Annotated in this window: 27 protein-coding genes, 1 tRNA gene and 1 riboswitch; of the genes, 8 read left to right on the top strand and 20 right to left on the bottom strand. The window is 61.1% G+C overall.

The genetic code is table 11. The features are described 5' to 3' along the window. Positions 1–44 precede the first annotated feature (44 nt). From cobF to cbiE, 6 genes are read right to left on the bottom strand one after another with little or no spacing between them, the layout of a single operon-like run. A complete protein-coding gene (gene cobF, locus ACR0NT_RS07140) occupies positions 45–791 on the bottom strand; it encodes a precorrin-6A synthase (deacetylating) (RefSeq protein ID WP_170672080.1) in 747 nt (248 codons plus the stop codon). Beyond that, on the bottom strand, positions 784–1,512 hold the full coding sequence (cobA, locus tag ACR0NT_RS07135; RefSeq protein ID WP_170672078.1) for a uroporphyrinogen-III C-methyltransferase: 729 nt from the start codon (positions 1,510–1,512) through the stop codon (positions 784–786). The genes cobF and cobA overlap by 8 nt, the downstream gene beginning before the upstream one ends. Continuing rightward, positions 1,509–2,831 (bottom strand): cobyrinic acid a,c-diamide synthase CobB, encoded by a 1,323-nt coding sequence (locus ACR0NT_RS07130; RefSeq protein WP_170672076.1) that lies wholly within the window; start codon positions 2,829–2,831, stop codon positions 1,509–1,511. Before ACR0NT_RS07130 ends, cobA begins: the two co-directional genes overlap by 4 nt. Next, a complete protein-coding gene (gene cobM / locus ACR0NT_RS07125; RefSeq protein WP_170443089.1) occupies positions 2,818–3,612 on the bottom strand; it encodes a precorrin-4 C(11)-methyltransferase in 795 nt (264 codons plus the stop codon). The genes ACR0NT_RS07130 and cobM overlap by 14 nt, the downstream gene beginning before the upstream one ends. Continuing rightward, the gene (locus ACR0NT_RS07120; RefSeq protein WP_170443867.1) at positions 3,609–3,977 is read right to left on the bottom strand and encodes a cobalamin biosynthesis protein; all 369 of its coding nucleotides are present in this window, start codon (positions 3,975–3,977) and stop codon (positions 3,609–3,611) included. Before ACR0NT_RS07120 ends, cobM begins: the two co-directional genes overlap by 4 nt. After that, positions 3,974–5,173 (bottom strand): precorrin-6y C5,15-methyltransferase (decarboxylating) subunit CbiE, encoded by a 1,200-nt coding sequence (cbiE, locus tag ACR0NT_RS07115; protein ID WP_170672074.1) that lies wholly within the window; start codon positions 5,171–5,173, stop codon positions 3,974–3,976. The genes ACR0NT_RS07120 and cbiE overlap by 4 nt, the downstream gene beginning before the upstream one ends. Between cbiE and ACR0NT_RS07110 the strand changes: the two genes are divergently transcribed. Next, entirely contained in the window at positions 5,172–5,921 is a 750-nt protein-coding gene (locus ACR0NT_RS07110; protein ID WP_170672072.1) for a cobalt-precorrin-6A reductase, read from the top strand. The two genes, cbiE and ACR0NT_RS07110, sit on opposite strands and share 2 nt — an antisense overlap. On the opposite strand, the gene cobJ is transcribed toward ACR0NT_RS07110, so the two are convergent. From cobJ to ACR0NT_RS07070, 8 genes are all read right to left on the bottom strand, one after another. Next, complete coding sequence (gene cobJ / locus ACR0NT_RS07105; RefSeq protein ID WP_170672070.1) at positions 5,894–6,646, bottom strand: precorrin-3B C(17)-methyltransferase; 753 nt, start codon at positions 6,644–6,646, stop codon at positions 5,894–5,896. The genes ACR0NT_RS07110 and cobJ overlap by 28 nt on opposite strands. Further along, the gene (locus ACR0NT_RS07100) at positions 6,643–7,371 is read right to left on the bottom strand and encodes a precorrin-2 C(20)-methyltransferase (protein ID WP_170672068.1); all 729 of its coding nucleotides are present in this window, start codon (positions 7,369–7,371) and stop codon (positions 6,643–6,645) included. The genes cobJ and ACR0NT_RS07100 overlap by 4 nt, the downstream gene beginning before the upstream one ends. Further along, positions 7,368–7,997, bottom strand: coding sequence for a precorrin-8X methylmutase (locus tag ACR0NT_RS07095; protein ID WP_170672066.1), 630 nt, complete (start codon positions 7,995–7,997; stop codon positions 7,368–7,370). The genes ACR0NT_RS07100 and ACR0NT_RS07095 overlap by 4 nt, the downstream gene beginning before the upstream one ends. Continuing rightward, positions 7,997–9,124, bottom strand: coding sequence for a precorrin-3B synthase (gene cobG / locus ACR0NT_RS07090; RefSeq protein WP_170672064.1), 1,128 nt, complete (start codon positions 9,122–9,124; stop codon positions 7,997–7,999). The genes ACR0NT_RS07095 and cobG overlap by 1 nt, the downstream gene beginning before the upstream one ends. Then, on the bottom strand, positions 9,121–12,414 hold the full coding sequence (gene cobN, locus ACR0NT_RS07085) for a cobaltochelatase subunit CobN (RefSeq protein ID WP_170672062.1): 3,294 nt from the start codon (positions 12,412–12,414) through the stop codon (positions 9,121–9,123). The genes cobG and cobN overlap by 4 nt, the downstream gene beginning before the upstream one ends. Positions 12,415–12,417: 3 nt before the next feature. After that, positions 12,418–13,473 (bottom strand): cobalamin biosynthesis protein CobW, encoded by a 1,056-nt coding sequence (cobW, locus tag ACR0NT_RS07080; protein ID WP_170443106.1) that lies wholly within the window; start codon positions 13,471–13,473, stop codon positions 12,418–12,420. Between the two features lies 1 nt (position 13,474). Then, on the bottom strand, positions 13,475–13,849 hold the full coding sequence (locus ACR0NT_RS07075; protein WP_170443108.1) for a DUF1636 domain-containing protein: 375 nt from the start codon (positions 13,847–13,849) through the stop codon (positions 13,475–13,477). A gap of 94 nt (positions 13,850–13,943) precedes the next feature. Beyond that, a riboswitch (cobalamin riboswitch) is annotated at positions 13,944–14,152 on the bottom strand. 72 nt (positions 14,153–14,224) lie between these two features. Then, a complete protein-coding gene (locus tag ACR0NT_RS07070; RefSeq protein WP_170443110.1) occupies positions 14,225–15,100 on the bottom strand; it encodes a LysR substrate-binding domain-containing protein in 876 nt (291 codons plus the stop codon). Between the two features lie 103 nt (positions 15,101–15,203). Between ACR0NT_RS07070 and ACR0NT_RS07065 the strand changes: the two genes are divergently transcribed. The 3 genes from ACR0NT_RS07065 to ACR0NT_RS07055 all read left to right on the top strand — a co-directional run bounded on the left by ACR0NT_RS07065 (position 15,204) and on the right by ACR0NT_RS07055 (position 16,932). After that, positions 15,204–16,160: an NAD(P)-dependent oxidoreductase gene (locus ACR0NT_RS07065; RefSeq protein ID WP_170443112.1), complete on the top strand. Its 957-nt coding sequence runs from the start codon at positions 15,204–15,206 to the stop codon at positions 16,158–16,160. 367 nt (positions 16,161–16,527) lie between these two features. Next, on the top strand, positions 16,528–16,668 hold the full coding sequence (locus tag ACR0NT_RS07060) for a hypothetical protein (protein WP_170672060.1): 141 nt from the start codon (positions 16,528–16,530) through the stop codon (positions 16,666–16,668). A gap of 99 nt (positions 16,669–16,767) precedes the next feature. Continuing rightward, positions 16,768–16,932, top strand: a complete 165-nt coding sequence (locus ACR0NT_RS07055; RefSeq protein ID WP_480442806.1) for a hypothetical protein — start codon at positions 16,768–16,770, stop codon at positions 16,930–16,932. 43 nt (positions 16,933–16,975) lie between these two features. On the opposite strand, the gene ACR0NT_RS07050 is transcribed toward ACR0NT_RS07055, so the two are convergent. Then, the gene (locus tag ACR0NT_RS07050; RefSeq protein ID WP_170443120.1) at positions 16,976–17,497 is read right to left on the bottom strand and encodes a hypothetical protein; all 522 of its coding nucleotides are present in this window, start codon (positions 17,495–17,497) and stop codon (positions 16,976–16,978) included. A gap of 471 nt (positions 17,498–17,968) precedes the next feature. Between ACR0NT_RS07050 and ACR0NT_RS07045 the strand changes: the two genes are divergently transcribed. Continuing rightward, positions 17,969–19,324, top strand: coding sequence for a P-loop NTPase fold protein (locus ACR0NT_RS07045; RefSeq protein ID WP_170443122.1), 1,356 nt, complete (start codon positions 17,969–17,971; stop codon positions 19,322–19,324). Between the two features lie 47 nt (positions 19,325–19,371). Here ACR0NT_RS07045 and ACR0NT_RS07040 read toward each other — a convergent pair whose 3' ends face one another. The 4 genes from ACR0NT_RS07040 to ACR0NT_RS07025 all read right to left on the bottom strand — a co-directional run bounded on the left by ACR0NT_RS07040 (position 19,372) and on the right by ACR0NT_RS07025 (position 21,027). Continuing rightward, on the bottom strand, positions 19,372–19,572 hold the full coding sequence (locus ACR0NT_RS07040) for a hypothetical protein (protein ID WP_170443124.1): 201 nt from the start codon (positions 19,570–19,572) through the stop codon (positions 19,372–19,374). Between the two features lie 17 nt (positions 19,573–19,589). Continuing rightward, the gene (locus tag ACR0NT_RS07035; protein WP_170443126.1) at positions 19,590–19,949 is read right to left on the bottom strand and encodes a GIY-YIG nuclease family protein; all 360 of its coding nucleotides are present in this window, start codon (positions 19,947–19,949) and stop codon (positions 19,590–19,592) included. Positions 19,950–20,048: 99 nt separating this feature from the next. Then, positions 20,049–20,987: a hypothetical protein gene (locus tag ACR0NT_RS07030; protein ID WP_170672058.1), complete on the bottom strand. Its 939-nt coding sequence runs from the start codon at positions 20,985–20,987 to the stop codon at positions 20,049–20,051. Next, positions 20,954–21,027 (bottom strand) — tRNA-Cys (locus tag ACR0NT_RS07025). The genes ACR0NT_RS07030 and ACR0NT_RS07025 overlap by 34 nt, the downstream gene beginning before the upstream one ends. A 227-nt stretch (positions 21,028–21,254) precedes the next feature. Here ACR0NT_RS07025 and ACR0NT_RS07020 point away from each other — a divergent pair. The 3 genes from ACR0NT_RS07020 (at position 21,255) to ACR0NT_RS07010 (ending at position 24,250) form a co-directional block, all read left to right on the top strand. Continuing rightward, positions 21,255–21,908: an rRNA adenine N-6-methyltransferase family protein gene (locus ACR0NT_RS07020; protein ID WP_170443130.1), complete on the top strand. Its 654-nt coding sequence runs from the start codon at positions 21,255–21,257 to the stop codon at positions 21,906–21,908. 96 nt (positions 21,909–22,004) lie between these two features. Beyond that, positions 22,005–23,423, top strand: a complete 1,419-nt coding sequence (locus tag ACR0NT_RS07015) for a TolC family outer membrane protein (protein ID WP_170443132.1) — start codon at positions 22,005–22,007, stop codon at positions 23,421–23,423. Positions 23,424–23,497: 74 nt separating this feature from the next. After that, positions 23,498–24,250: a hypothetical protein gene (locus ACR0NT_RS07010; protein ID WP_170672056.1), complete on the top strand. Its 753-nt coding sequence runs from the start codon at positions 23,498–23,500 to the stop codon at positions 24,248–24,250. A 3-nt stretch (positions 24,251–24,253) separates the two neighbouring features. Here the strand turns inward: ACR0NT_RS07010 and ACR0NT_RS07005 are convergent, their stop codons facing one another. Further along, on the bottom strand, positions 24,254–25,711 hold the full coding sequence (locus ACR0NT_RS07005; RefSeq protein WP_170672054.1) for a cobyric acid synthase: 1,458 nt from the start codon (positions 25,709–25,711) through the stop codon (positions 24,254–24,256). Positions 25,712–25,724 lie beyond the last annotated feature (13 nt).

The raw sequence follows: 25,724 nt of genomic DNA, 5'->3' as shown, positions 1-25,724 counted from the left end.
CCACGATTGGCTTTATTGATGACAGAGAACCGGGTGTGGTGCACTCACAATCCTGTGCGTTTTTGCAGCAGATAGATATCCATGATCCAGCCATGATCGGCACGTGCGCGGGCGCGGCTGTCCAGAATCTGCTGCGCCACGTCGGCCAGAGGCCCCCTGACCAGCAGTTCCTCTTTCATGCCTACATAAGCGCCCCACCAGATGTCATAGTCCTGCATCTCAAGGCTTTGGAACGAGCATTCACCGTCCAGCATAACCGCCACTTTCGAGGCGTTTACCGGCCAACCCTCATCCCGGATACGCCGGCCAGTGGTGACAACATAAGGCGCGCCCAGATCGTTGATCGGAATCGCGTGGGCCGCTGTCAGCGCCTGCAGCGCTGTGATGCCCGGTACCACGCGGGTTTTCGGCTGAGGGTTCAGTCGCGAGGCGATCCGCAGCGAGCTGTCGTATAGCGACGGGTCGCCCCAGATCAGCAAGGCCACATGTTGCGCCTCTGGGTGGGCTTGGATCGCCGCGTGCCAGCGCAGGGCAATCGCGTCGTGCCATTCGTCCACGCCACGCAGGTAACCATCGTCCGAACGGCGCTTGGGAATGTCAAAGTATGCAATCCGGGGCGGCGTGTCGGTCACGGCCCCGATGATCTCTTCGCGCAGCCCGGCCAGATCGGCCTTGTTCTCACCTTTGCGGGGGATCAGGATCAGATCCGCATCGCGGATCGCCTGCGCGCCCTGAAAGGTCACGTGATCCGGGTTGCCGGTGCCAATGCCGATCAGGGTCAGGTCAAACATCTTCAAACTCTGCCAGCGGGCCATAAAGGATCAGCGCCGGGGCGTTGCCGACCTCGTTTGCCAGTTTTTCCGACAATGCGCCGATGGTCGCACGATGCAGTTTCTGGTCAGGGGTCGAAACAGATTCAGCCATCAACGCGGGCGTGTCCAATGGCAGGCCATACCCGTGCAAGGTCTTTACCAACAGGGGGAACGTCCGCTTGCCCATGAACACTACGGTTGTCGCATCCGGATCGGCCAGCGCGGGCAGGTTCAGGTCTTCGGGCAGTTGGCCGCTGACATCATGGCCAGTGACGAATTGCACCCGGCGGGCGGTCAGGCGCCGCGTTAGCGGAATGCCTGCCGCTGCCGCTGCGGCCACGGCCGAGGGGATGCCGGGGATGATCTCGTAGTCTATCCCGGCTTCACGCAGGGCGACCAGTTCTTCCTCAAGCCGGCCGAACAGCCCGCCATCGCCGGATTTCAGCCGCACGACGCGCGCGCCCGTCTTGGCATAGTCTACCAGCAGGCGACTGACATGATCCTGCTTGGGCGAGGGCCGCCCGGCGCGTTTGCCCACGCCCACCAGATCCGAATCTTTGCGCGCGTGCTCCAGAATTGGGCCGCTGCTCAGGTCGTCAAAAAGAACTGCATCGGCCTTTTGCATCCGGTCGACGGCTTTCAGCGTCAGCAGTTCCGGGTCGCCGGGGCCAGAGCCGATAAAGGAAACGAAGCCGCTCATGCCGTGGCCTCCGCAATCAGGTGAAAGAATGTGCCGGTGACGTTGCCACGCACCGATCCGGTCTGCGGACCCTCGGCCCCCTCGGCGTCGAAAACCCGCGCCAGCGGCGCATCCGGTTGCTCGACAATCGAGGAATAGTGGAACTCATGCCCGCGCAGAGCCGCACCGGACGCATAGCCGGGCATCGGCGCCAACAGTTCCGCCTTGCGATAGCCAAGGTTGAACTTGCGCTTCTCATACGAGGTCACCAGCCCCAACAGGCCAGCCATCTGGTGCTGAACCCCTTCTTTGTCGATCAGAGCCTGACCCAGAGCCATATACCCGCCGCATTCTCCGTGAACGGGTTTGGTTTCGGCGTGTTTGCGCAGCCCGTTCCGGAATGTCTCTGCCGCGGCAAGCGTACCGGCGTGCAACTCGGGGTATCCACCGGGCAACCAAATCAGATCGGCATCCTCTGCCGGGGCTTCATTGGCCAGCGGCGAAAACGGCAGAATCTCGGCTCCTGCGGCGCGCCAGCCTTCCAGCAAATGAGGATAGGTAAAGGAAAACGCGGCATCCCGGGCCAGCGCGATCCGTTGCGCCGGAGGGCGCGGCAGCGCGGCTGACGATGGCCCCATAGGGCCTGAGGAAGCCGCTGTCTTGATCGCTTCCAGGTCCACATGTTCGCGCAGAAACGCCGCGTAACCGGCAATCGCGCTTTCCAGATCGGGGTGCTCGATCGCCTGAATCAGGCCCAGATGGCGTTCCGGCAGGGTCAGGTCTCCACGGCGGGGCAACACACCCAGAACCGGCAGGCCCGCACGCTCCATCCCCAGCCGCGTCAGGCGTTCATGCCGGGGGCTGGCGCAGCGGTTCAGGATCACACCTGCGAATGGCAGATCCGGGTTATACATCCGGAACCCCAGCGCCGTGGCCGCAGCCGATTGCGCCTGACCACCCACATCCAGCACCAGAACTACGGGCCATCCCATCCGCAACGCGGTCTCGGCGCTGGACCCATGTCCCAGCTCACCGGGTTTGGCGACGCCGTCAAACAGCCCCATTGAGCCCTCGGCGACCACGATATCAGCCCCTTCGGCCTGCGCCGAGATAGCGCCCAGCAAAGGATCACCCATCGCCCAACTGTCGAGGTTGAACGAGGCCCGCCCCGCTGCCGCGTGATGGAAGGCCGGGTCTATATAGTCCGGTCCGCTCTTGAACGGCTGAACATTCAACCCATCCTCGGCCAACGCCCGCAACAGTCCCAGCATGACGGTGGTTTTGCCCGTGCCAGAAGAGGGCGCGGAAATCAGAAGACCCGGAGGGTTAGTCATCACCATGGCTCCAGCTCGACCACGGGCTGTCGGCGCTTTGCGGGCGATAGCGGCGGTCGTAATCCTTGGAATACAGGCAGCTTTCGTCAAAGCCTTCACCGGCCAGCGCAGGTCCGACCATGATCAGGGCTGTGCGCGAAATGCTCTCGTCCAGCGATTCTTTCAGCGTGGCCAATGTGGCGCGGATGATCCGCTCATCCGGCCAACTGGCACGGTAGACCACAGCCACCGGGCACTCCGCGCCATAGGCCGGAGTCAGGTCGGCGATAACCTTGTCCAGATTGCCGATTGACAGGTGGATCGCCAGCGTCGCCCCGGTGCGGGCAAAGTTTTCCAGTGTCTCGCCCTCGGGCATAGATGATGCGCGTCCGGGCGTCCGGGTCAGAACCACCGATTGCGCCAGCCCGGGCAGGGTCAGTTCAGTTCCCAGCGAAGCTGCGGCAGCGGCGAATGAGGGAACACCGGGTGTCACGCTGACCGGAATGCCCATCTCTTTAAGACGGCGAATCTGCTCGCCCATCGCCGACCAAACCGACAGATCACCGGAATGCAACCGGGCCACATCCTGACCGGCCTTATGTGCGGTCTCGATCTCGGCCATGATCTGATCCAGATCCATCGGCGCGGTGTTGATGATCTTTGCGCCCTCGGGGCAGTGGCCCAGAATCTCCTCGGGCACCAGTGATCCGGCATAAAGGCACACGGGGCACGAGGCGATGATGTCGCGCCCACGCAGGGTCAGCAGGTCGGCGGCGCCCGGTCCGGCGCCGATGAAATGAACGGTCATGTTTGTCCTCCGATGGCGATGGCGCAGGTGGCGAGCCGGTCGTCCGAAATGTGTCTGGGTGAGGCCAGCCGCGCGCCGGGACCGGCGGCGGCAAGGGCAGATGCTTCGGCCACGCTGCCGGTGCCATAACTGGCGCGGCTGCGGTTCGAGCAGGTGAGCGTGCGCTGTCCGGCCAGATCGGCGGGTGCGATGAAATGCAAGGGCAGGGCGGTGGACGCCGCGAATTGGGTCAGGGCGGCGTGACCGTCTTTGTCGGCGACAGTGGCCAGCGCGTCGATGGCCTGACCCGCGCTGGCCCGATCGAAGGCTGCGCGTAGGCTGTCCACTGTAGCCGCTGATGAAAATCCCAAACCCGCGACGATCATAAGGTGACGCTCCATTGCACGACCGGGTAGGCGGATTTCCAACCGCGCCGGGGACCAAGGGCCGCAACCTGAGCCAGTTCGATCCGCAACAGCTCACCTCCCAGCTGTTCGTGCCATTGCGCCAGCAGCGCCTCGCTTTCCAGTGTCACCGCATTGGCGACCAGCCGGGTACCTGCGGGAAGTGCATCGCGGAGCCATTTCAGCAAATTGGCGCTGAGCCCGCCACCGATGAAGACAACATCCGGGAGGGCCAAACCATCCAGCGCATCCGGCGCGGTACCATGGACCACGTTCAGCCGGTCCTGTCCCAACGCATCGGCGTTACGGCGAATACGTTCGGCGCGGTCTGCGCGAGGTTCGATGGTGGTGGCCGTCAGGGACGGGTCGCACATCAGCCATTCAATGCTGATCGAGCCGGTGCCGCCGCCGATATCCCAAAGATGCTCGCCCCGTTGTGGTGCCAGCGCCGACAGCGTCAGCGCCCGCACCGGGCGCTTGGTGATCTGGCCATCGGTTTCAAAAATCTCGTCCGGTTTGCCCGAGGCTTTGGGGAAAGCCCGCCCTTTGCCTGCGACCTCAAGTCCGACACAGACAGGATGGTCGAATCCGCCCAGAAGCGCTTCGGTCAGCGACACCGAACGCGATCTCTCGCGAGGTCCGCCGAGCGCCTCCATCACGTGCAGACGTGTTTCAGCGAAACCGGTCTCGGTCAGATAAGTTGCCAGTTCTGCCACCGCTGCACCGTTGCGTAATAACAGGATGGCGCGCAGGCCGGGCGACAGATGGGGCCGGAGCCGGGTCAAAGGCGCTGCGTGCAGGCCAAAGGTCAACGTGCTTTCCAGCGGCCAGCCCAGCCGCGCAGCGGCCAGAGAAAAGGTCGACTGTCCGGGCAGGGCCGCCCATTCCCCGGCCTCGAAATTGCGCGCGATGACGGAACCCGCACCGAACCAGAACGGATCGCCGGACGCCAGAACAACGGTCGGTCGCCCGCGAAATTCGGTCAGGATCGGCAGGCCGTTAGCGAAAGGCACAGGCCATTCGACCCGCTGTGCGGTGGTCTCAGGCACCAATGACAAGTGACGCGGTGGCCCCATGATGATTTCAGCGCGTTCCAGTACTTGACGGCTTGCGGGTGGCAGGCCATCCAGTCCATCTTCGCCCAAGCCCAAAACGGTCAGCCACGGAGCTTTATGCATGACACATCTCCTGATCCTTGGCGGCACGACCGAGGCTAATGCCCTGGCCAAAACTGTAGCCGAACAGGGTATTCCAGCCACCTACTCCTACGCCGGGCGCGTGGAAAATCCGCGCCCGCAGCCCTTGCCGGTGCGTGTCGGAGGATTCGGCGGTGCCAAGGGGCTGGTGAGCTATCTGCGGGACCACGCAGTGACCCATGTGGTTGATGCCACCCACCCCTTTGCCGCGCAGATGAGCGGCAACGCTGTCGCGGCGTGCCGCGAAGCCGGAGTGCCATTGGCTGCACTGACCCGCCCTGCATGGGAAGCGCAGGGCGGCGATCAATGGCACCGCGTCGCGGATATCGATGGCGCGGTGGCCGCGTTGTCCGGTGCGCCGCAGCGCGTCTTTCTGGCCGTCGGTCGGATGCATCTTGAAGACTTTGCTGCCCAGCCCCAGCACCGTTACCTGCTGCGGTTGGTCGATGAACCGGATCATCTGCCGCTGCCGCATTGCGACGTGGTTGTCTCGCGCGGGCCGTTCTCGGTTGCGGAGGATCAGGCGTTGATGCAGCAGCATGGGATTGAACTGGTGGTGTCCAAGAACGCAGGCGGCACCGGCGCGCGCGCCAAGCTGGACGCCGCGCGGGCGCTTGGCGTGCCGGTGCTGATGATCGACCGTCCGGCCCTGCCGCAGCGGACCGCGCTGTCGAATGTCGCACAGGTTCTGGACTGGCTGGCTCATTCTGGCGTGAACCTCGGGGTGTAGACGATCGGGGTCGTGTCCCGCTCGATCACGCGGGTCAGGGATGAGCCGACGATCACCACGGTCTGCATATCGGCCATGTCCGGCGTCGCCTCGGCCAGTGTTGAAATCCGGATCGCCTCATCCGCGCGCGATACGGCGCGGGCGAACAGGATCAGGCGTTCGGGCTCACATTCCTCGCGCAGAATTTCCAACGTTTTCACAAAGCCTTCAGGGCGGGACTTTGAGCGCGGGTTATAGAACGCCATCGCGAAATCGCCTTGGGCGGCAAGGCGCAGGCGTTTTTCGATCAGAGACCACGGTTTCAGGTTATCGCTGAGATTGATGGCGCAGAAATCATGCCCCAGAGGTGCGCCCGCCCGTGCCGACGCCGCAAGCATCGCGGTGATGCCGGGCAGCACGTCGATGGGGATAGTGCGCCACTCTGAGGGGCCGTTCTCCAACGCCTCGAACACCGCCGCCGCCATGGCGAACACGCCCGGATCCCCCGAAGAGACCACGACCACGCGCTTGCCTTCGGCCGCCATCTGCAACGCGTGTTGCGAGCGGTCGATTTCGACCCGGTTGTCGCTGGCGTGCAGCGTCAGACCGGGGCGTTCGGCAACGCGCGCAACATAGGGGATATAGCCAACGATATCCGTGGCCTCCGCCAACGCGGCGGACACCTCGGGCGTCACAAGGTCTTCGTTGCCGGGCCCGAGGCCCGCGATCTTGACCCAGCCGCTCATGGCCGCCGCCCCTGACCATGCACGATGATGATCGAGAAATAGGGGGTAACCTTCTCACAGGCCTCGGACAGTTTCGTCACGGTCTGGTTCGGCATTTGCGCGAATTCCACGATCCAGGCGCGATCATACAGACCGGCCGTTTTCAGCGCTCGTTTGACCTTGTCGATATTGCGTCCGATCTTCATCACGACCAGAGCGTCGGTCTGCGCCATGCGCTCGGCCAACGTTTCCTCGGGCAGAGTGCCGACCAACACGGTCAGCACATCGTCGCCCCATGTGATCGGGTCACCGGTTGCTGTCCAAGCGCCGGACATGCCGGTGATAGCGGGTACGACCTCAATATCAGCTTCGTCGCGCAAGCGGCTGTAAATATGCATGAAAGAGCCATAGAAGAACGGGTCGCCTTCGCACAGGACCACCACGTCCTCACCCTGATCCGACAGGGTTTTCAGGTGGGCGGCGCAGTCCTTGTAAAAGGCCGAGAGCAGCTCGTTATAGCGCGGATCGGTCACCGGAATTTCGGTGGTGACAGGGTATTCCATCGGGAATTCCACCGCATCGCCGGGGATCATGCCGTTGACGATCTTACGCGCCTGGCCACTACGACCCGGTTTGCGGAAGAAGGCCACGTGGCGGGCATTGCGCAACAGGCGGTCGGCCCGGACGCTCATCAAGTCCGGGTCACCGGGGCCGAGACCCACACCGTATATCTTACCCGCGTTCATTCGGCGCGGCTCGCGATGGCGTTGACGGCGGCCACGGTGATGGCGCTGCCACCCAGACGGCCCTTGACGATGCAGGACGGCACCGGTTGCGCCTCCCACAGGGCGTCTTTGGATTCAACCGCGCCGACAAAGCCCACCGGGCAGCCGATGATGGCGGCGGGGCGCGGGCAATCGGGGTCTTCCAGCATGTTCAGCAGGTGGAACAGCGCAGTCGGCGCGTTGCCGATGGCGACCAGCGCACCTTCCAGATGCGGACGCCACAGTTCCAGCGCCGCGGCCGAGCGGGTATTGCTCATCTCGGCGGCCAGAGGGCGCACGCGTTCGTCATGCAGGGTGCAGATCACCTCGTTATCGGCAGGCAGGCGAAAGCGGGTCACGCCTTCGCTGACCATGCGCGCGTCGCACAGGATCGGCGCACCGTTTTCCAGTGCGGTGCGGGCTGCTGCCACGAAACCCGGCGAGAAATGCACGAACTCTTCCAGCCCGACCATCCCGGCGGCGTGGATCATGCGGACGGCGACCTGCTCTTCGTCGGCGTCGAACCGGGCCAGGTCGGCCTCGGACCGGATGGTGGCAAAGCTTTCCTTATAGATCGCGGCGCCGTCGGTTTCGTATTCATAGGGCATCAGGTGAAGTCCATGGTCATAAGTGTTTCTTCGGTCAGGCCGTGCTGGCAGGGCTCATCCCCCGCACGGCCCTGTTTGACAAGATCAAATCGTCCGTTGTGGCCGACTAAAGTGATGTCCGCCACGCCCATCCGGGCGCAGCCCTTGGCGCAGCCCGAGACATGCAGGCTGCCGCTGACGCGCGGTGCCAGCGCACGGGCGATGTCGCGGGTTTCCACCTGAGCCTGCGGGCAGAACGGTGCGCCGGGGCAGGCGTCGGTGGTCATAAGCGGGTCGGTGCCGTCTGTGACGAAGGCCGGGGCGGGTATTGCCGCCCCGCCTTCCAGCAGGATCAGCCGCCACGGGGTCACCCGCAGGGCCGATGCGCCGCTGTTTTGTATCAGTTCAAGAAGTTGGCGCGCAGGCAGTTGCCCGAAAGCCGCGCCATACAGAGTACCGAGCTCACAACCGCCGGGTTGCAGCAGCGCGCCTTCGGGGTCGGGGGGGCTGCCTTGCCATTCCGGCGGCAGGCCTTTCGCGGCCACCACTCGCGCCATGCGGCGGGTCTCGGGCGTGTAGGTTTCAGAGAACCACATCGCCAGCGCGATCAGTTGGTCGATTGCCTCTGTCTCGGACACTTTACGCCCTGTCTCGGCCCCATCTGCGCGCAGGATCAGGCCATCGGCGGCGGTTTCCAAACGGATGTCCGCCGAGTCACCAGCCAGCAGGCGTTCAGGTCCTGTATCGATGGCAAAGCCGAACTTTGCGGGCAAGGCAGGGAGGTCAGCCAGACGGTCGATCAGCTCTTGCGCCAGTCGTGCGGTCAGGTCGCCGACCTGATAGAGCGGTGAGGTCAGTATGTTGCGACGCACCTCGATGCCCGGTTCTGCATCCAGCAAGCCCAGCGCTGAAAGTTCGGCGAGCAGCGGCTGGTGGTCGGCTTCCTGCACGCCGCGTAGCTGCAGGTTTGCGCGGTTGGTCAGGTCGATGGTGCCATTGCCGAACCGTTCCGCCAGTTCGCACAGGCCAAGCGCCTGCGCGGCGCTTAGCCGAGCCAGCCGAGGCCGCACCCGCACAACCAGCCCGTCGCCCGACATCATCGGACGGTGTGCTCCGGGGCACCAGCCTTGGACGATGGGCGCGCTCATCTCAAACCCTCCAGATCGGCACGGATCGAGTTTCGACGCGTGTTCCAGAGCCCGGCCTCCAACAGCGCCAGAAACCTGTCCTTCATGGCCTGATACGCCTGCGGGTTTGCTTCTTGCAAAAAGGCATCGACCTCTTCGTTGCCAAGGGTGGCACCGTGGTAGAGGTCGAAAAGGTGCGGCGCGACGGTGCCGGACAGATGTGCAAACGAGGCCATGTGATCCAGCGTGGCCGCGATCTCGGCAGCCCCCCGGAAGCCGTGCCGCTGCATCCCTGCGATCCAGCCGGGGTTGGCAGCGCGGGCGTGGACGACGCGGCTGATCTCTTCGGGCAGGGTGCGGGCGCGCGGGTTTTGCGGGTTGGTATTGTCCAGATGATACAGCTGCGCACTGCCGCCGGTGATCTTCTTGGCCGCCGCGAACCCGGCCTCATGGGTGGCATAGTCATTGGCCAGAAGCAGATCGGTCTCGGTGAGGTCCTGCAGGTGGACAAAGCTGTCTGCATTGGCGACGCGCTGGGTGATACCGTCTTTGTCCTGCGCGATATGCTCGCCCTCCAGCGCGAAGGAACTGGCCTCAAGCCACGCCTCGCCCGCCTGCGTGCGTGCCTCATCCGTATAGGTCTCGGACAGGTGGGTCATGTTCAGGCCGTAACTGCCGGGGGCCGGACCATAGACGCGGGCGGCGGGGGCCTGACCGGCATAGGGGTTCCAGTCGGGTGCTTCATCGCGTTCGGACAGCGCACGCACGGCCTGACCGAACAGCGCCGAAAGCGTTGGGAACACATCGCGGAACAGGCCCGAGACCCGCAGCGTCACGTCCAGACGCGGGCGGCTGAGGTCGGTGATCGGCAGGACTTCGATTCCCGCTACCCGCTCGGACCCTTTGTCCCAAACCGGTTTCACGCCCAGCAGGTGCAGCGCCATGGCAAATTCCTCGCCCGCCGTGCGCATGGTGGCCGAACCCCACAGGTCGACGATCAGGCCTTTGGGGTAGTCGCCCTCTTCCTGCAAGTGGCGCCGCACCAGTTCCTCGGCTAGTTTCACGCCCTGCGTGTAGGCGGCGCGGGTCGGAACCGACCGCGGGTCGGTGGTATAGAGGTTCCGCCCCGTTGGCAGCACATCGGACCGGCCGCGATAAGGCGAGCCGGAGGGGCCAGCCTCGATCCGTTTTCCGGCCAGCGCGTCGATCAGGGCGCGGCGTTCGGCATGGGCCGAGGGCGCGGGGTCGAAATTGCCGGTCACGTCCGGCACCCGGCCAAAGATGTGCAGGCCGTCGCCAAACTGGCTTTCCTTGATGTCGCAGACAAAGCGGTCGATGCGGGTGATTGCCTCGGCGGTACAGGTGGCCTGATCGAGGCCAAGGTCGCTTTCCAGCCCGATCGCCTGCGCCTCGTCGCGGATGTCTTCCTGCAGCCGGTCGCGGCGCTTGGGGTCAAGTCCGTCGGCATTCGAGAATTCATCCAGTAGCGATTCCAGCCGCACCATCCGGTCCGGCGTGCCGCTTTCTTTCAGCGCAGGGGGGATGTGCCCCAGCGTCACGGCCCCGATGCGGCGCTTGGCTTGCGCGGCCTCGCCGGGATCGTTGACGATGAAGGGGTAGATCACCGGCAGGTCGCGGATCAGCGCCTCGGGCCAGCAATCGCGGGACAGGGCGACCGACTTGCCCGGCAGCCATTCCAGCGTGCCATGCGCGCCGATATGGATCAGGGCGTCCGCGCCGAGGCCTTGGCGCAGCCACAGATAGAACGCGACATAGCTGTGGCGCGGGGTGCGCGACAGGTCGTGATAGTCGTCATCGCGCAGCTCGGGCGTTCCGCGCTCGGGCTGCAGGGCGATTAGGGCCTTGCCACGGCGCAGGGCGGTAAAATGGAACGCGCCGTCCGAGAAGGTTGGGTCATCCTCGGGGGTGCCCCAGACGGTTTGCAGATCATCGCGCAACTGTTCGGGCAAAGCCGCGAGCGCCGTCCGGTAGTCCTTCAGCGGCCATGAAATCCGTGCGTCCAGCAGCGCTTCGGAAATCGGTTCGGCGGGCGCGGTGTCATAACCCTCGGCCTGTAGATCGGACAGCATCGCCTCAGCCGAGGCCAGCGCATCCAGACCTACCGCATGGGCCATCTGCCAGTCCTTGCCGGGATATGTCGACAAAACCAGCGCCGGGATCTGGTCTGCCTTGGGTGTGTCGTGCAGGTTCAGCCAGCCGGTGACCCGGTCGATGATGGCTTCGATCCGTTCGGGCTCGGCCCGATGGGCAAAGCGGGAATATTCCAGATGCGGGTCGCGCTTGCCCGGTTCCTTGAACGACGCGATGCCTGCAGAAATCCGCCCGTCCACCTCGGGCAGCACCACATGCATGGCGAGGTCGGCGGGCGAGAGGCCGCGTTCCGCCTCGGCCCACGCTTTGCGGCGGGATGTGGCGAGGGCGACCTGGAACACCGGTACATTGGCCGCGTCCAGAGGGGACGTGCCCGACGCGCCTTTTCCCGAGAAGGAAGTGGCGTTGATGATGGCTGACGGGTTCATGGCCACGATGTTTTCGCGTAACCAATCGGCGGCTGCAGGCGCTTTCAATGAGGGGGCGAACAGGCCCACGGCCTCCAGACCCCGCGCGCGCAGGCTACGGATCAGGGCCGCGACGGGGGCGGTATCGGCTGAGGTCAGATAGGCGCGATAAAAGGTCACGACGATGCGTTTCGCGTCGCCCGTGAAAGCCGTGTCCACGGGGATCACGCCACGATCCGGGCACCATGCGCCGCAATCCGGCAGGGTCTTCGCCCCCATCACCGGACCGGCATAGAGACCCGCCGCCAACGCCATCTGGGCCAGCGCAGCCTGCGCCGCGACTTCGCCGCCTGTATCACACAGATGGGCCAGCCGCCGCAGGGTCGAGACGGGCAGGGTGGAATAGTCATCCAGCCGCGTGTCCTCGCGCCCATCCGCAGGCAGGACGGCCAGCGCAATGCCCTTAGCCTGCGCCAGCGCCAGAACCTGCTGCAACCCGTAGGACCAGTAAGGAACGCCGCCGATCAGGCGGATCAGGATGCCTTTGGCGCCCTCCAGCGTCTGCTCGACATAGGTGTCGACGGACAGTGGATGTTTCAGCGCCGTCAGGTTGGCCAGCCGCATCGTCGGCATCCGCCCCTCGGCGCCGCCACCGCGATGCCAGCCCGCCGCGAAAGCGCCAAGGTCGCTGTCAGAGAATGACAGCACCACCAGATCCGCCGGGCTCTGGCCCAGGTCGGTCGGGGTCTCGGTTTCCTCGAGCCCGTGGCTTTCGCGGAAGACGACGTGCATGGCTTACTCGGCGGCCTCGGTCACACCAACAAGGATGTCGCGGATCGCGGCTTCTTTGATGTCGTCATGCTCGGCGATGACCACCAGACGCGAGCGGCGCTCTTCACCCGGCTCCCACGGACGGTCGTATTGGTGACGGACACGGGCGCCGACGGCCTGCACCAGCAGACGCATCGGTTTGCCTTCAACAGCGGCATAGCCTTTGACGCGCAAGATGTTCAGCTCATTGGCCAGGCGTTCGATTTTCGCGACCAGATCGACGGGGTCGGTCTGTTCCGGCAGTTCGACGATGATGCTTTCGAAATCATCATGCTCGTGATCGTGGTGGCCGTCGTGATGGCTGGGACGGGCGTCCATGTCATCCTCTGCTGCGGCTTCCAAACCCAGAACGACGCGCACGTCCACGGCACCTTCGGCCACTTCGACCACCGGCAGCGGGCGCGGAGCTTCGGCTGCGATGATCTCTTTGGCCTTGGCCACACCCTCGGGACCGGCCAGATCGGGCTTGGTCAGCAGGATGATGTCGGCGCAGGAGATCTGATCCTCGAACACCTCGGACAGGGGCGTTTCGTGGTCGATCGAGTCATCGGCCAGGCGCTGGGCGTCCACGGCCTCGACATTCGGGGCGAAACGACCGGCGGCAACGGCCTCGGCATCGGCCAGCGCGATCACACCGTCAACGGTGATCTTGGACCGGATATCCGGCCAGTCGAACGCCTTGAGCAGCGGCTTGGGCAGGGCGAGGCCGGAGGTTTCGATCAGGATGTGATCCGGGCGCGGCTCCAACGCCATCAGCGCCTCGATGGTGGGGATGAAATCATCGGCAACGGTGCAGCAGATGCAGCCATTGGCCAGTTCCATGATGTTTTCCGCCGGGCAGTCCGGGATGGCGCAGGATTTCAGGATGTCGCCATCGACGCCGACATCGCCAAATTCATTGACCACAACGGCCAGACGTTTCCCTTGCGGGTTCTGCATCAGGTGGCGCACCAGTGTGGTTTTGCCCGAGCCCAGAAAGCCGGTGATCACAGTGACGGGGAGTTTCTCGAGGTTCGACATATCAAGCTCCAATCGGGGGAATGCGGGCCGCACAGTTTTTGCGGAAATGTTCGGGGCGCTCGCGCCATTTGACCAAACCGTCTTCGGTGGCGAGATACTTGGTGGCACCTTCGACGATGGTTTCGACATGGTCGTTTTCGTTGAGGTGTTCATAGACAAAGGTCCAGCGATCCGGCCCACCGCGCAGCACGATGGAACAGCCTTCATCACAGTTTGACAGGCATTCCACGGCTTTCAGAGTGATGCCCTCGGGCAGATCCGCCTGTTCCAGCGCTTTGTGAAGCAAGGTGCCGGGTCGTTGCGCGTCGTCCTCAACGGGCAGGCCGCGGCGGCACGTGGTACAGACCAGCAGCTCGACGGGTGCGGTCTCGGTCATGTCTCTCATCCCCCCAAATCCTCATTGCGGGGGACGGGGTTTCATGCGGGCCACGTGTTGCGACATGGACCCGACACCGGAACACCCCGCCCGGTTTCATCTTCGGGTGCTGGCAGGTCTCCCGGCTTGCGGATGTCAGAGGTGGGCCTCTGTCGGATGTCCCGCCTTCCCGGCCTTTTGGGCCAGTGGCTGTGGGCACCCTCTCCGGTCACGGTCGCGGGGGCGGCTGCGTTTGACGGATGACCGCTGACGCATTCCCTTTTCATCCATCCGGGGATGGACACCAACCCAAGCGACATGCGGCACGGGCAGGGGCCTTGTCAAGCGCCAGACCGGGGCGGAAAACCCTGGGGACGAAAAAGCGACCAGCTTGTGTCAATCCGCGGCATCCGCTGCCAGCCGGTCCCGCAACCACGCACAAAACAGACCTGCCGCTGCTGTGGATGGCACAGCCTGCTGAGCACTGACGATGTAATGCGACTGGGCAAAGGGAATCGCCGGACCCGCAATCGCAATCGGCGCACCCTGGCGGATCGCGTTTCTGGCGAACCGTTCCAGGATCGTTGCATATCCCGCACTGGCCATCACAAGTTGCAGCGCCGCCACCGTCGTATCCACCGAATGTCGGGGCGGCTGGCCGGGGGGCGCAGTGCCGATGGCTTGAAAATACTGCGCCCAGTTGTCCTCGTACCCAAGTATGTGAATCAGCGGCCCGTTATTCAGATTTGGCGAACCGTGCCCGGCCCGGCAGACCGGAACCAGCTTTTCATCGCTAAGCTTCTCGGACCGCACCCCCGGCCAGTCGCCATACCCCAGCCGGATTTCCACATCCACATCGCCGGGCGTCCTGCTGTCGTTCCAGATGTGCGAGACCAGACGGACCGGAATATCCGGATGCCGGGTGGAGAAGTCCGGCAGTTCGGCGGCTATCCAGTAGGTGGCGGTCGATATGGCAGCGCGGACGGTCAGGGTCTGCCGTGAGGCCGGGCCAAACAGGCTGTTGGTGGACAGCGCGATATCTGACAACGCCCGCCGCACCGTCAGCGAATAGGATTGCCCCAGCTCGGTCAGTTCCAGCCGCCGCGCATTCCGGGTGAACAGCTTTTGCCCCAACTCGGCCTCGAGGGATCGAATATGCAGCGAAACCGCCGTCTGCGTCAGGCCAAGCTCTTGCGCGGTTGTGGTGAAATTCAGATGGCGCGCGGCGGATTCGAAGCTGCGTAGCCATGCGGGGTTTGGAAGGCGGTCCATCTATCACCAAAAAATTTTGCCCATAATGCGTGTTATTATTCATTTTCACTACAGGCAAGCAACAGGGATACTTGGCGCGAACAGCGAGCTTCGGGAGGGTGAAATGAAAGTCGGATTTACCGGTCTGGGGAATGTCGGCGGCAAACTGTCGGGCTCGCTGCTGCGGAACGGAATTGATCTGACGGTCCATGACCTCAATCCCGATCTGGTGGCCGAATTCGTGGCCCAAGGCGCCAAAGCGGCCGAAAGCCCAACGCAGATGATGCGGGATTGCGATGCGGTTATCACCTGCCTGCCGTCCCCTGCCGCTTCGGATGCCGTCATGCAGCAGATGCTGCCCGAGGTCGGTCCGGGCAAAATCTGGATGGAGATGTCGACAACTGACGAGGCCGAGGTCAAGCGTCTGGGTGCGATGGTGATCGAGCGCGGAGGCGCCGCCGTCGATTGCCCCGTGTCCGGCGGGTGTCACCGGGCCGCGACCGGCAATATCTCGATCTTTGCAGGCTGCGACCGCGCAACCTTCGAGCGGATTTTGCCGTTTCTGACCACGATGGGCCGCCGCGTTCTGCATACCGGAGACCTCGGCACCGCCTCGGTCCTGAAGGTGCTGACGAATTATCTGGCCACCGCCAACCTGATCACCTGCGCCGAGGCACTGGTGACCGCCAAGGCCGCCGGGATGGACCTCAACACCACTTACGAGGCGATCAAGATCTCGTCCGGTACCTCGTTTGTGCATGAAACCGAAAGCCAAGTCATCCTGAACGGCTCGCGCGATATCTCTTTCACGATGGACCTTGTGAAGAAGGATATCGGGTTGTTCCAGGATGTCGCCGACCGTGCCGGAGTGCCGCTTGAGATCAACCCTGTGATGATCGAAATCATCGATGACGGCATCGCCCGTTTTGGCGAACGCGAACTGTCACCAAACATTATCAAGCGGTTAGAGGAAGCCACCGGCCTGAACATCACGGCCCCCGGTTTCCCGCCCGAGATGCTGGACGACGAGCCGGAAGAACCGGGTTACGAAGTGATCCCGCAGGGCCGACGGGCGGAATGACGCACCAAGCGGCGCATCTCAACAAGTTGCCAACGTAGAGGAGTGGAGGCGAGTACCGGACACGCACCATATTTGGCCAAGGCATTGAAAACGCTTCGTAAATCCATCTAGCGTTGTCCGGATTGCATGTTGTCCGGCCCAGACAACAGTTATCACGCCGCTGAACCTGTGGCAACGGGCCGACGCCCCGCTCGCCCAAGTGTCGCTGTGTAGGGAATACATGACTTTGATAAGCAATATTGTTTGATTACATACGGTTGCCGGATGGATCGTCAATTACGGCGAAGGCGTGGGGCGGATTGGGTGCCACCATCGATTAAAGTCCGAAAAGCTCGGGCAGAACCCCACGGAAACCGGAAAGGCTTATATGGCAGAAATTGATTTGGAGAACGGCGAACATCCAGTGAGCGAACTGGCGGGGCCGATGTGCACGGCGCTGGGTAATCTGTCGCTGGGCCGGGAGGTTGAAGCACTTATGAATACCCATGTCCTGCTGGCCATAGCGTGATGGCTTACGACCAGCCAACCGCTAGGGACGCAAAACGAAACCAAGTACCGAGGCAAGAAACCCAGCTACGACAGGGAAGCGCTGACAAACGTCGTAGACATGCTGGCGAAGGGCGCAGGGGCGTCGGAGATCGCCAAGACGGTTGAGGTCAAGGTGAAAGAAGGCAGGGTTTGGAAAGTGAAGAAGCTCACCAGACAGACCGTTCTGCGCATCAGAAAAGACCCAGCAGCAGCAGAGGCGGCTTTGACCAAGTGGGGTCTGTGATCTTATGTTTGTCTTCTGATTTGTTTTTCAAGCTACAGAAAGCTCACGGGTCGCTCGTTTCCAAGGCTGCGTTCCTTAACGCGATGTCCTGATACACTTGAACTCTTTTGTACCACAGCAAAAAACCTACAGTTGCCAACACCAGCCCTATAATGGCACAAAACACCCCACCGCTCCGAACCAGAGCAGACCATTTGTTTTCATTTTCCAGTCGGAGAATACCCTCTGCGCTTTGATGTAGGCGGTCGTTTTGCTGTTTGAGGATCGCATCGAGCTTCATATATTTTGCCAGCCTGTCTTCAGCTTTCTGTAGTTCCGCTGCCGCCTCCGCTCGACCTTCTACATCCGCGTTAACTGGGTTTTCAGCATTGATACGCGCAATTTCTCTAGCAACCCACTCTTGCTCGCGTTCGATAGTGCGGGCTTCTGACCCGAATTGCCAGATTGCCGTTTGAGTTTCCCTCAGACTGGTAAAGCTGGTGTAGGCCCCGAAGATGAACAGAACCACCCCGGCTATCGCCATGAATTTGTAGAGATTATCCGTCGGCAGGTTGGAATTTATCAATTTTGTCTCCAGCGCTCTAGCGTTTCACAAGCAAGAGTTGCATGTTTGCTCGTGCTTACAACAAAATGACAAACTCAGATCAAGCACATGGACCCATTTGACCCCGATTTCTTTGTCTCGCCAGAGAACCCTATAACTCAGCTTGTTGCCCTCGTTATCGCAGTAGGCCTCCTTACCCTGCTTGGGTCAGCCTTCAGGTCAACTGTCGGGAAAGCTGGGCTAGCCAAAGCCGTCTTTTTCTGGGCTTGGAATGCCGCGTTTTTCCCTGTTGTCTTCGTGGTGACTAAGAGTTTTGGCTGGTGGGTGCTGGCGGTGATTGTTGTCTGGTTCATCCCACTATCGGCCTTTGACCGACATTTAGTGACCACCGGAAACAGAAACCGTACAGCGCCAACGGATCAAGCCACGAATTAGGGCGAGAAAAGCAAGAACTTCCCAAACCCCACAAGCTGTCTACGAATGAGTACTCTAATGAAACTGTTTCCACCCGAAAATGACATCGCTATCTACCAAGAGGGATTTGAGGGCAACGATCTGCTGGAGCGGACAGCCGATAGTAAACGCCTCTCCGAACTTGTTGAAAAGATAGAGGACCCGCTGGTGGTCGCGGTTGATGGCGATTGGGGAACTGGGAAAAGCCATTTCCTAAAATGCTGGGTTGGGGCGCATTCGCTTGAGAATGATGGTGACGCGCTCACTATCTACGTGGATGCGTTCGAGAGTGATTTTCTGGATGACCCTTTGGTCGCGTTGACTTGCGCTTTACAAGAACGATTCGATAACGCAGGTGACCCGCCTTCCGGGTGGGAAAAGGCGAAGAAGGCGGGGGCGCTGCTCTTTCGCCCCGCGTTAAGGGTTGGTGTCGCTGCTCTGACCGCTGGCATAGTTTCTCGGGCGGATGATGTTGTTGATGCCGCCGTTAACAAAGCTGCAGAGCAAACGAATGATCGTATTGACCAGTTTTGGGCGCGCGAGGCCGACAAACAGCAAGCAATCAGGGACTTTAGGGAAGCGCTAAGTGAAGTGACGAGCGCATCCAATTCCAATGGCAAAGCCAAACGGTTGGTTCTCGTCGTAGACGAACTAGATCGCTGCCGACCTGATTACGCCCTCGCTATGCTGGAAGTTATCAAGCACTTTTTTGCGGTACCCAATGTCCATTTTGTTTTGGGCGTAAATCTGAACGAGCTACAGAATAGTGTGCGGGCAAGGTATGGATCGAAAATCGACGCACGTAAGTACCTCCAGAAGTTTGTCACTCTTTCCTTCCATTTGAACAGTCACCTATCGGACCCGAACCAAACGGCGGTGGCACATTCCTACTTTAACCAAATGGCAGAACAAATGAGTATACCTGAAGGTCGGGTCGACTTGGCCAAAAGATACCGACCGTGGGCAGGTACAGAACAGAACATTTCCATAAGAGATTGCCAACGGGTTCTTTCTGCGCTGGCTATGATGCCAGATATTGAGCGGAAAGTGGATGGAGTTGGAGTGTTGGCAATTGGCCTCGTACTCCTAAGGCAATTCCATCCTGTCGTTTACCAAGCAGCAATTAACGGCAGAGCAACGCTGAAAGACATATGTGATTGCCTTGGCATTGCCTTCCTTACCGACGATACCGACTTCTACGAAGTAGATACTTATTTGGCTTATGTTTGGGGGAGCGCTTTAGGGCACGCTCTACCCGATGCGTTCAGCGCAAGAGACTACGGGTATCCTTTCGGACATCACGGGATCAGGAACGAGGACTTGGTGCAGCGCGTCAACAGAGACTTTGTCAGTAAGTTTACCCTTGAAACAACAAGAGAAAACACTGTTGCCTAACCGACCGTAACACGGGCGACATTCCGGCCTCTCGCATCGAACTAGAGTTAGGCTGTAGGTTGCTCTGGTGCGTCACCCAATGCCAGCAGCAAAAGGATGGCCAGTATGGGCGATCCGACAAGACCGATCAGAAACCATATCAGACCTGACCGGTTACGCCGTCCTGCCATTGTGATCGGGAGAATGTAGAGCCAGATCACAAATACCGCGCCGATCAGAAAACTGATCAGAATGATTGCACTTTCCATGGGTAATAACCTTCGGTTCAGTTATCGGCATTCAGCGTGGGGCGATGGGTGTAGCGCAAGAACGCTTCCAACATTTCACGCCCATCACGGCGCGACAAATCTACTGGGCGTCCGTCCAGCATAGCGCTTGTAATGATACTAACAGTGCCACTATTGGACTTGAGCGCATCGAACAGCCTTGGGTTGTCGTTGCTCTTTTTCCAGTGACGGTAGCCTTTCATACGTTTGCGCAGATTAGTGGCTTGACCGATGTAGGTTTGACCGTCTGGCCACGTGAACAAGTAAACACCACTCTCAGGAGGCAGGCGTGGAAACACCGGCTTGCCGTCGTATGTGATCGACCCAACTTCAGACCATGAGCCTACTGCAAGTTGCATGGTGTTCCCAACGCTGCAATTTTCCTTCAACGAGACTTTATTATCCTATTCCTGCTGAGTTGTTTCTGCACGAAAGCCAACCATCTTCTTGAGGTTGTCTCAATCGCCATAGCCAAAGTGCCGGTCCCGATACTCTTGGCAAACCCCTTCAATACCGGGGAACAACGAACCCGGAGAAATCCCCATCAGCCCCAATTGCTGAAGTACCTCAGACCGGTCTTCCACTGCCAAGTCAAACACTTTGAGATACTTTTTCCCAAGCTCTCTTTCGCGGTGTTGAATGTAAATCTCAATATCGTCGATGTTTGTAATTGCTGCTATCGACTGCTGCGGCAACGCCCGATCATTCCCCAAAGCCAACGGCTCCATCAGTGAAAAATGCGGTGGGCAGTGGGTCATGTGATAGATTTGGACGTGATCCTCGATCCACTGTTTCTTGTCAAACATGAAAACCCGAACAGGTTGCAAGGGATAAGAAGTAGGGTTAGCGAACGGGTAGCCAGAGCGGGACGCGATGCGGTTAAATTGTCGCAGCTTCTTTCGAGGTTGCCCACGGCTCTCTGCGGCTTCGAGTGCGTTGCTCATAGCTAGCTCAAGTCCCTCCGCAGTCTTGCCGGTCGGGTCCTTCGCGTCGGCTTCTTGCAGCTCCTGACGGAAAGCTAAGGCCATGTCAGCGTCGTATTTTGAGGCGTCGGACGCGTCGTATTCCATTTGGCGCAGCTGACCTACGTAAATGTCTCTGAGCCGCCTTGCTTCGCTAAGGTACGGTGTTCCAAGGCCCTTTCCAATTGTCTTCCTAAACGGCTTACCCGTCCAAGGGTTGGTAATCCCGATCAGTGCAGCAGGTGTATCCATACGCAGCACCCAACTTGTACCGGGGCCACGGGGTTGCTTCAGCCTATACATGCCTTCGTCCTTGCTTCCCGAATTGTTGTACGGGTCGGACAACGCGTGTTTGGACAACGTCAGGATTTTCCCTTGATTTTCAATGTCATGAGTCCGAGTGGAGGCGAGTACCGGAATCGAACCGGTGTACACGGATTTGCAATCCGCTGCGTCACCACTCCGCCAACTCGCCTTTTCAAGTAAAATCAAATACTTGCCGTGGTGTGGCAGGCGTTTTAACACCTTTCGTCTGGGGCGTCCAGTGGGTTGATCGGAAAAATCCGTTCCTACCTGCTGCGACATGGCGCAGTGCGACACCAAGTTCCTGCGATCCGGCGAAACTTTCGACGCCAAGCCGTTGCCGGTTTCGTCTGGATATGGCACAAGCCGGACATACTTGGGACTAACATGAGCGATCCAATGACAGATTTCGCAACTCGGCGCCGTACGATGGTTGATACGCAGGTTCGACCCTCGGATGTCACGAAATTCCCCATCATTGATGCCATGTTGACCGTCCAGAGAGAAAACTTTGTGCCGGACGCGCAGCGCGAGGCCGCCTATGCCGAGGGCGTGATCGAACTGGGCAACGGGCGCTGCCTTCTGGAGCCGCGGACGCTGGCCAAGATGCTGGACGCGCTGAACATCTCGAATGACGAGGTCGTTTTGGATATCGCCCCCGCAATGGGGTATTCCACTGCCGTCGCGGCGCGCATGGCGCAGCTGGTTGTGGCCGTGGAAGAGGACGAAGCCCTCGCGGCCGAGGCGCAGACGATCCTGATGGAGGCCGAGGCCGACAACGCGATCGTACATGTCGGCCCTCTGGCGCAGGGCGCGACCGAGCATGGCCCCTATGACGTCATCATGATTCAGGGCGGGGTCGAACAGGTGCCCGAGGCGCTGATTGCACAGCTCAAGGACCATGGGCGCATTGCCTGCCTGTTCGTGGAAGGAGAGCTTGGGACTGTCCGGATCGGGCACAAATCCGGTGGCCGGGTGACCTGGCGTCACGCCTTCAACGCCAACGCCCCGGTTTTACAGGCGTTTTGCTCTGAGTGTGCATTTTCGCTATAATTCCTTCTCATATTATTCTGTTGCCTTGATTAGTTGAAAACAAACGCGCAAACTATACTCAGGGCAGCGTAATTTTGGTTTGAGAAGGATTTTGTTATGCGTTCACGGACGGGGGGGAAGTTTGTAAAGGCATTGGCACTGACCGCGGGAATCGCGCTGAGTGCCTTGCCGGGACGTGCGGTCTGGGCGGACAACCTGACTGACGCGTTTATCGGGGCTTATAACACCAGCGGCTTGCTGGAACAGAACCGCGCGTTGCTGCGTGCGGCTGATGAAGACGTCGCGATCGCGCTTTCCGCACTTCGCCCGATCATCAACTGGGCGGTCGAAGTCAGCCAAGACTACACGCGGTCCTCAACTGACACTGGCGTGGTCAGGAATGAACCATCCAACTTTTTTACAGGACTCACGCTGAGCCAGCTGATCTATGACGGTGGCTTCTCGGTGTTGGGCAAGCAATCGGCGCAGGAAACGGTTCTGGCGACACGGCAGACCCTGCTGGATGTCGAACAGCAGGTCCTGTTCCGCGGTCTGAACGCCTATTTGGGTGTTTTGCTGCAGGAAGAAACCGTACAGATTCGCCTGAACAACGTTGATGTGTCGGCCGAGGAACTGCGGGCCTCGCAGGACCGTTTCGATGTGGGTGAGGTAACCCGTACGGACGTCGCGCTGTCAGAGGCGCAATTGGCCAGCTCGCAAGCGGACCTCGCGGTCGCGCGTGGTAACCTGAGCATTGCGCAGGCAGAGTATGTCAACGCGGTCGGTAAAGCTCCGGGGCGCACAGCCGGTCAGCCGAGCCTGCCGAATCTGCCGCGATCCGAAGGCGAGGCCGTCAGCCTCGCGCAACGCAACCATCCTGCCATTCAGGCAGCTCAGCACCAGGTGCGTGCGCTGGACCTGTTCGTGCAGCAGCAGCGTGCCAATCTTGGTCCCAATGTCAGGCTGAACGCTGATGCGGGTATCCGCGAAAGCTATGACAACGATGACAGCCTCGAGGATGCAACCATCGCACTGCGTTTCGAGCAGCCGATCTATGCTGGTGGCCGACTGGCTGCCACGGTCCGCCGGGCAATGGCAACGCGGGACGCGTCGCGCGCCAACCTGCTGAACGTGCAGAAAGACATCACTCAAGGTGTCGCCGACGCCTACGCCGCATTCCAGGCCGCGACTGCCAGCCTGAGAGCGTCGACCGAACGGGTCCGCGCCTCGCAGGTTGCGTTTGACGGCATCCGGGAAGAGGCAACGCTGGGCGCGCGGACAACTCTGGACGTGCTGAACGCTCAGCAAGACCTGCTGGATGCACAACTGGCCGAGGTCGCATCGCGCACCGAACGGTCCCGTGCGGCGTATCAGCTGCTGCAGGCGCAGGGTCTGCTGACGGCGGAACGTCTGGGTCTGGCCGTGCAGATTTATGATCCGACCCTCTACTACAACCTGGTGAAGAAGGCTCCGGCGCAGATCAGCCGGCAAAGCAGGGATCTGGATCGGGTCCTCAAAGCGTTGCGTCGCGACTAAGGGCCAATACTACCTGTTGTGAGGTCCGGTTTGTTTGGCTACACTCGATCCTGAGGATAGAGCGGTAGAGAACAATGACGGATAAAGTCGTAAAAGCGGGAATCGAGGACGTCCTGTCCTCGATTAAACGCCTGGTCACCGAAGAAGACCGAAAAGCGCCGGGAATACTGGCGACGTCCCTTTCAAAAAAACCTGGCAGGCTGGTTCTGACCGACGCGCTGCGGGTCAATGAAGCGGCGGTGCACGAGCGGCCTCAGCCCGGAAAAAAGGAATCGGCCTACAAGGCCGAGGATTCCGTCAAGCCGATGCTTCTGCGGGCGTGTGATATCGTTAAACACGCCGAACCTGCTGTCGAACAGCAAGCAAAGACCGAGCCCGAGGACGGCCTTACCGACAGTCTGAGCGCCAAGATTGAAGCGTTGGAAGCTGCGATTGCCCGAACCGAGGATCAGTGGGAGCCAGACGGTGACAGTGAAGACGCCTACTCTGGGACACCGGCCATGTCGCTCAAATGGCACTCGGAAGACCAGTTCGTTGTTGCGAATAGTAGCGACCTGACAGCGTCTGACCCGGAACAGCATGAATCTGCCACGACTGCGGCCTTCGCACGGAATTCGGAACCCTCAACCGCGGAGCAGACACAGTCCGCCAAGGAAGCCGGCGAAAAATCGGCGCTGGTCATGGATGAAGATGCACTGCGCGGTCTGATCGCTCAGGTCGTACGGGAAGAGCTGCAAGGCGTTCTGGGCCAGCGCATTACCCGCAATGTCCGCAAGATGGTGCGGCGCGAGATTTACCGGGCACTGGCCGAGCGGGAACTGGATTAAAACTCAGGGCCGTTTCGGCGGCCGGGCCAGGGTCAACAGGCGGTCCAGATCCATGTTCCGTTCCAGATGATCCGCCAGCGCGTCCAACGTCTCTTCAACTCCACCCTCGTATGACAAATCCGAGGTTGCGCCCAACTGCTCCAGGTAGCGGGCGCGGAACGTGTCGGACGAGAAAATACCGTGCAAATAGCTACCCCGAATGCGGCCGGTTTGGTCGGCAGCGCCTTCGGGACGGTTTTCGATCTCAAGCCATGAGCGATCGCAATCGGGGCCTTCGGTGCGTCCCATGTGAATTTCGTATCCGGTGACCGGCTCGTTCTCGGGGACCGTGCGCGCGGTACGCAGGGTGACCTGTTTCTCGCCTGCCATGGTGGTGGTCACATCCAACAACCCCAGACCCTCAACCGTGCCCGGGCGACCGTCCACGCCACCGGGATCGGCGATGATCTTGCCCAGCATCTGGTAGCCGCCGCACAGGCCCAACACATGGCCGCCCCGGCGAACATGGGCATAAAGGTCGATGTCCCAGCCCTGCGCCCGGAAATAGGTCAGATCGCCGATGGTGGATTTGCTGCCCGGCAACAGCACAAGATCGGCATCGCCGGGCAGAGGGCGTCCGGCGGGGATGATCTCGACCGTGACACCGGGCTCGGCGGACAGCGGATCGAGATCGTCGAAATTGGCCATCCGTTCCAGTTGCGGCACGACAACCTTGCATGCGCCACCGCTGTGGGACCGGATGTCCATCATGTCCTCGGCGGGCAGTTTCCAGGCGTCGTGGAACCATGGCACGACTCCCAGGCAAGGCCAGCCGGTGCGCGCAGCGATGTCATCACGCCCTTCGTCGAATAGTGAGACATCGCCCTTGAACCGGTTGACGGCAAAACCGCGGATCATCTCCAGATCACCGGTGTCCAAAACCGCCTGCGTGCCCACGATCTGAGCGATCACGCCGCCGCGGTGGATATCGCCGACCAGAACGACCGGCACGTCTGCGGCACAGGCAAAGCCCATATTGGCGATGTCGCCCTTGCGCAGATTGGTCTCGGCCGGGCTGCCCGCACCTTCGATCAGCACCAGATCAGCGTCGCTGCACAACCGGTCAAAACTTTCCAACGCCGCGCCCAACAGTTTGGATTTGTCCTTGCGGTAATCGCCCGCCTTCATTGTTCCCGCGCGCTGGCCTTGCACGATGATTTGCGCACCGGTATCGGTTTCCGGTTTCAGCAGGATCGGGTTCATGTCGGTGTGGGTGGGACGCATGGCGGCGCGCGCCTGCAGGGCCTGTGCGCGCCCAATCTCGCCCCCGTTTTCGGTCACGGCGGCATTGTTCGACATGTTCTGCGGCTTGAACGGCGCCACTTTCAGACCGCGTCGGGTATAGGCGCGCGCCAGTCCGGCGACCAAAACCGATTTTCCGACATTGCTGCCAGTGCCCTGAATCATGATGGCGCGAACCATGGCCGTCTCCTAT

This window comes from Ruegeria sp. AB10 (assembly GCF_056542745.1).
The sequence above is the reverse complement of the archived record's forward strand: the minus strand, read 5'-3'. Positions and strand labels throughout refer to the sequence as shown.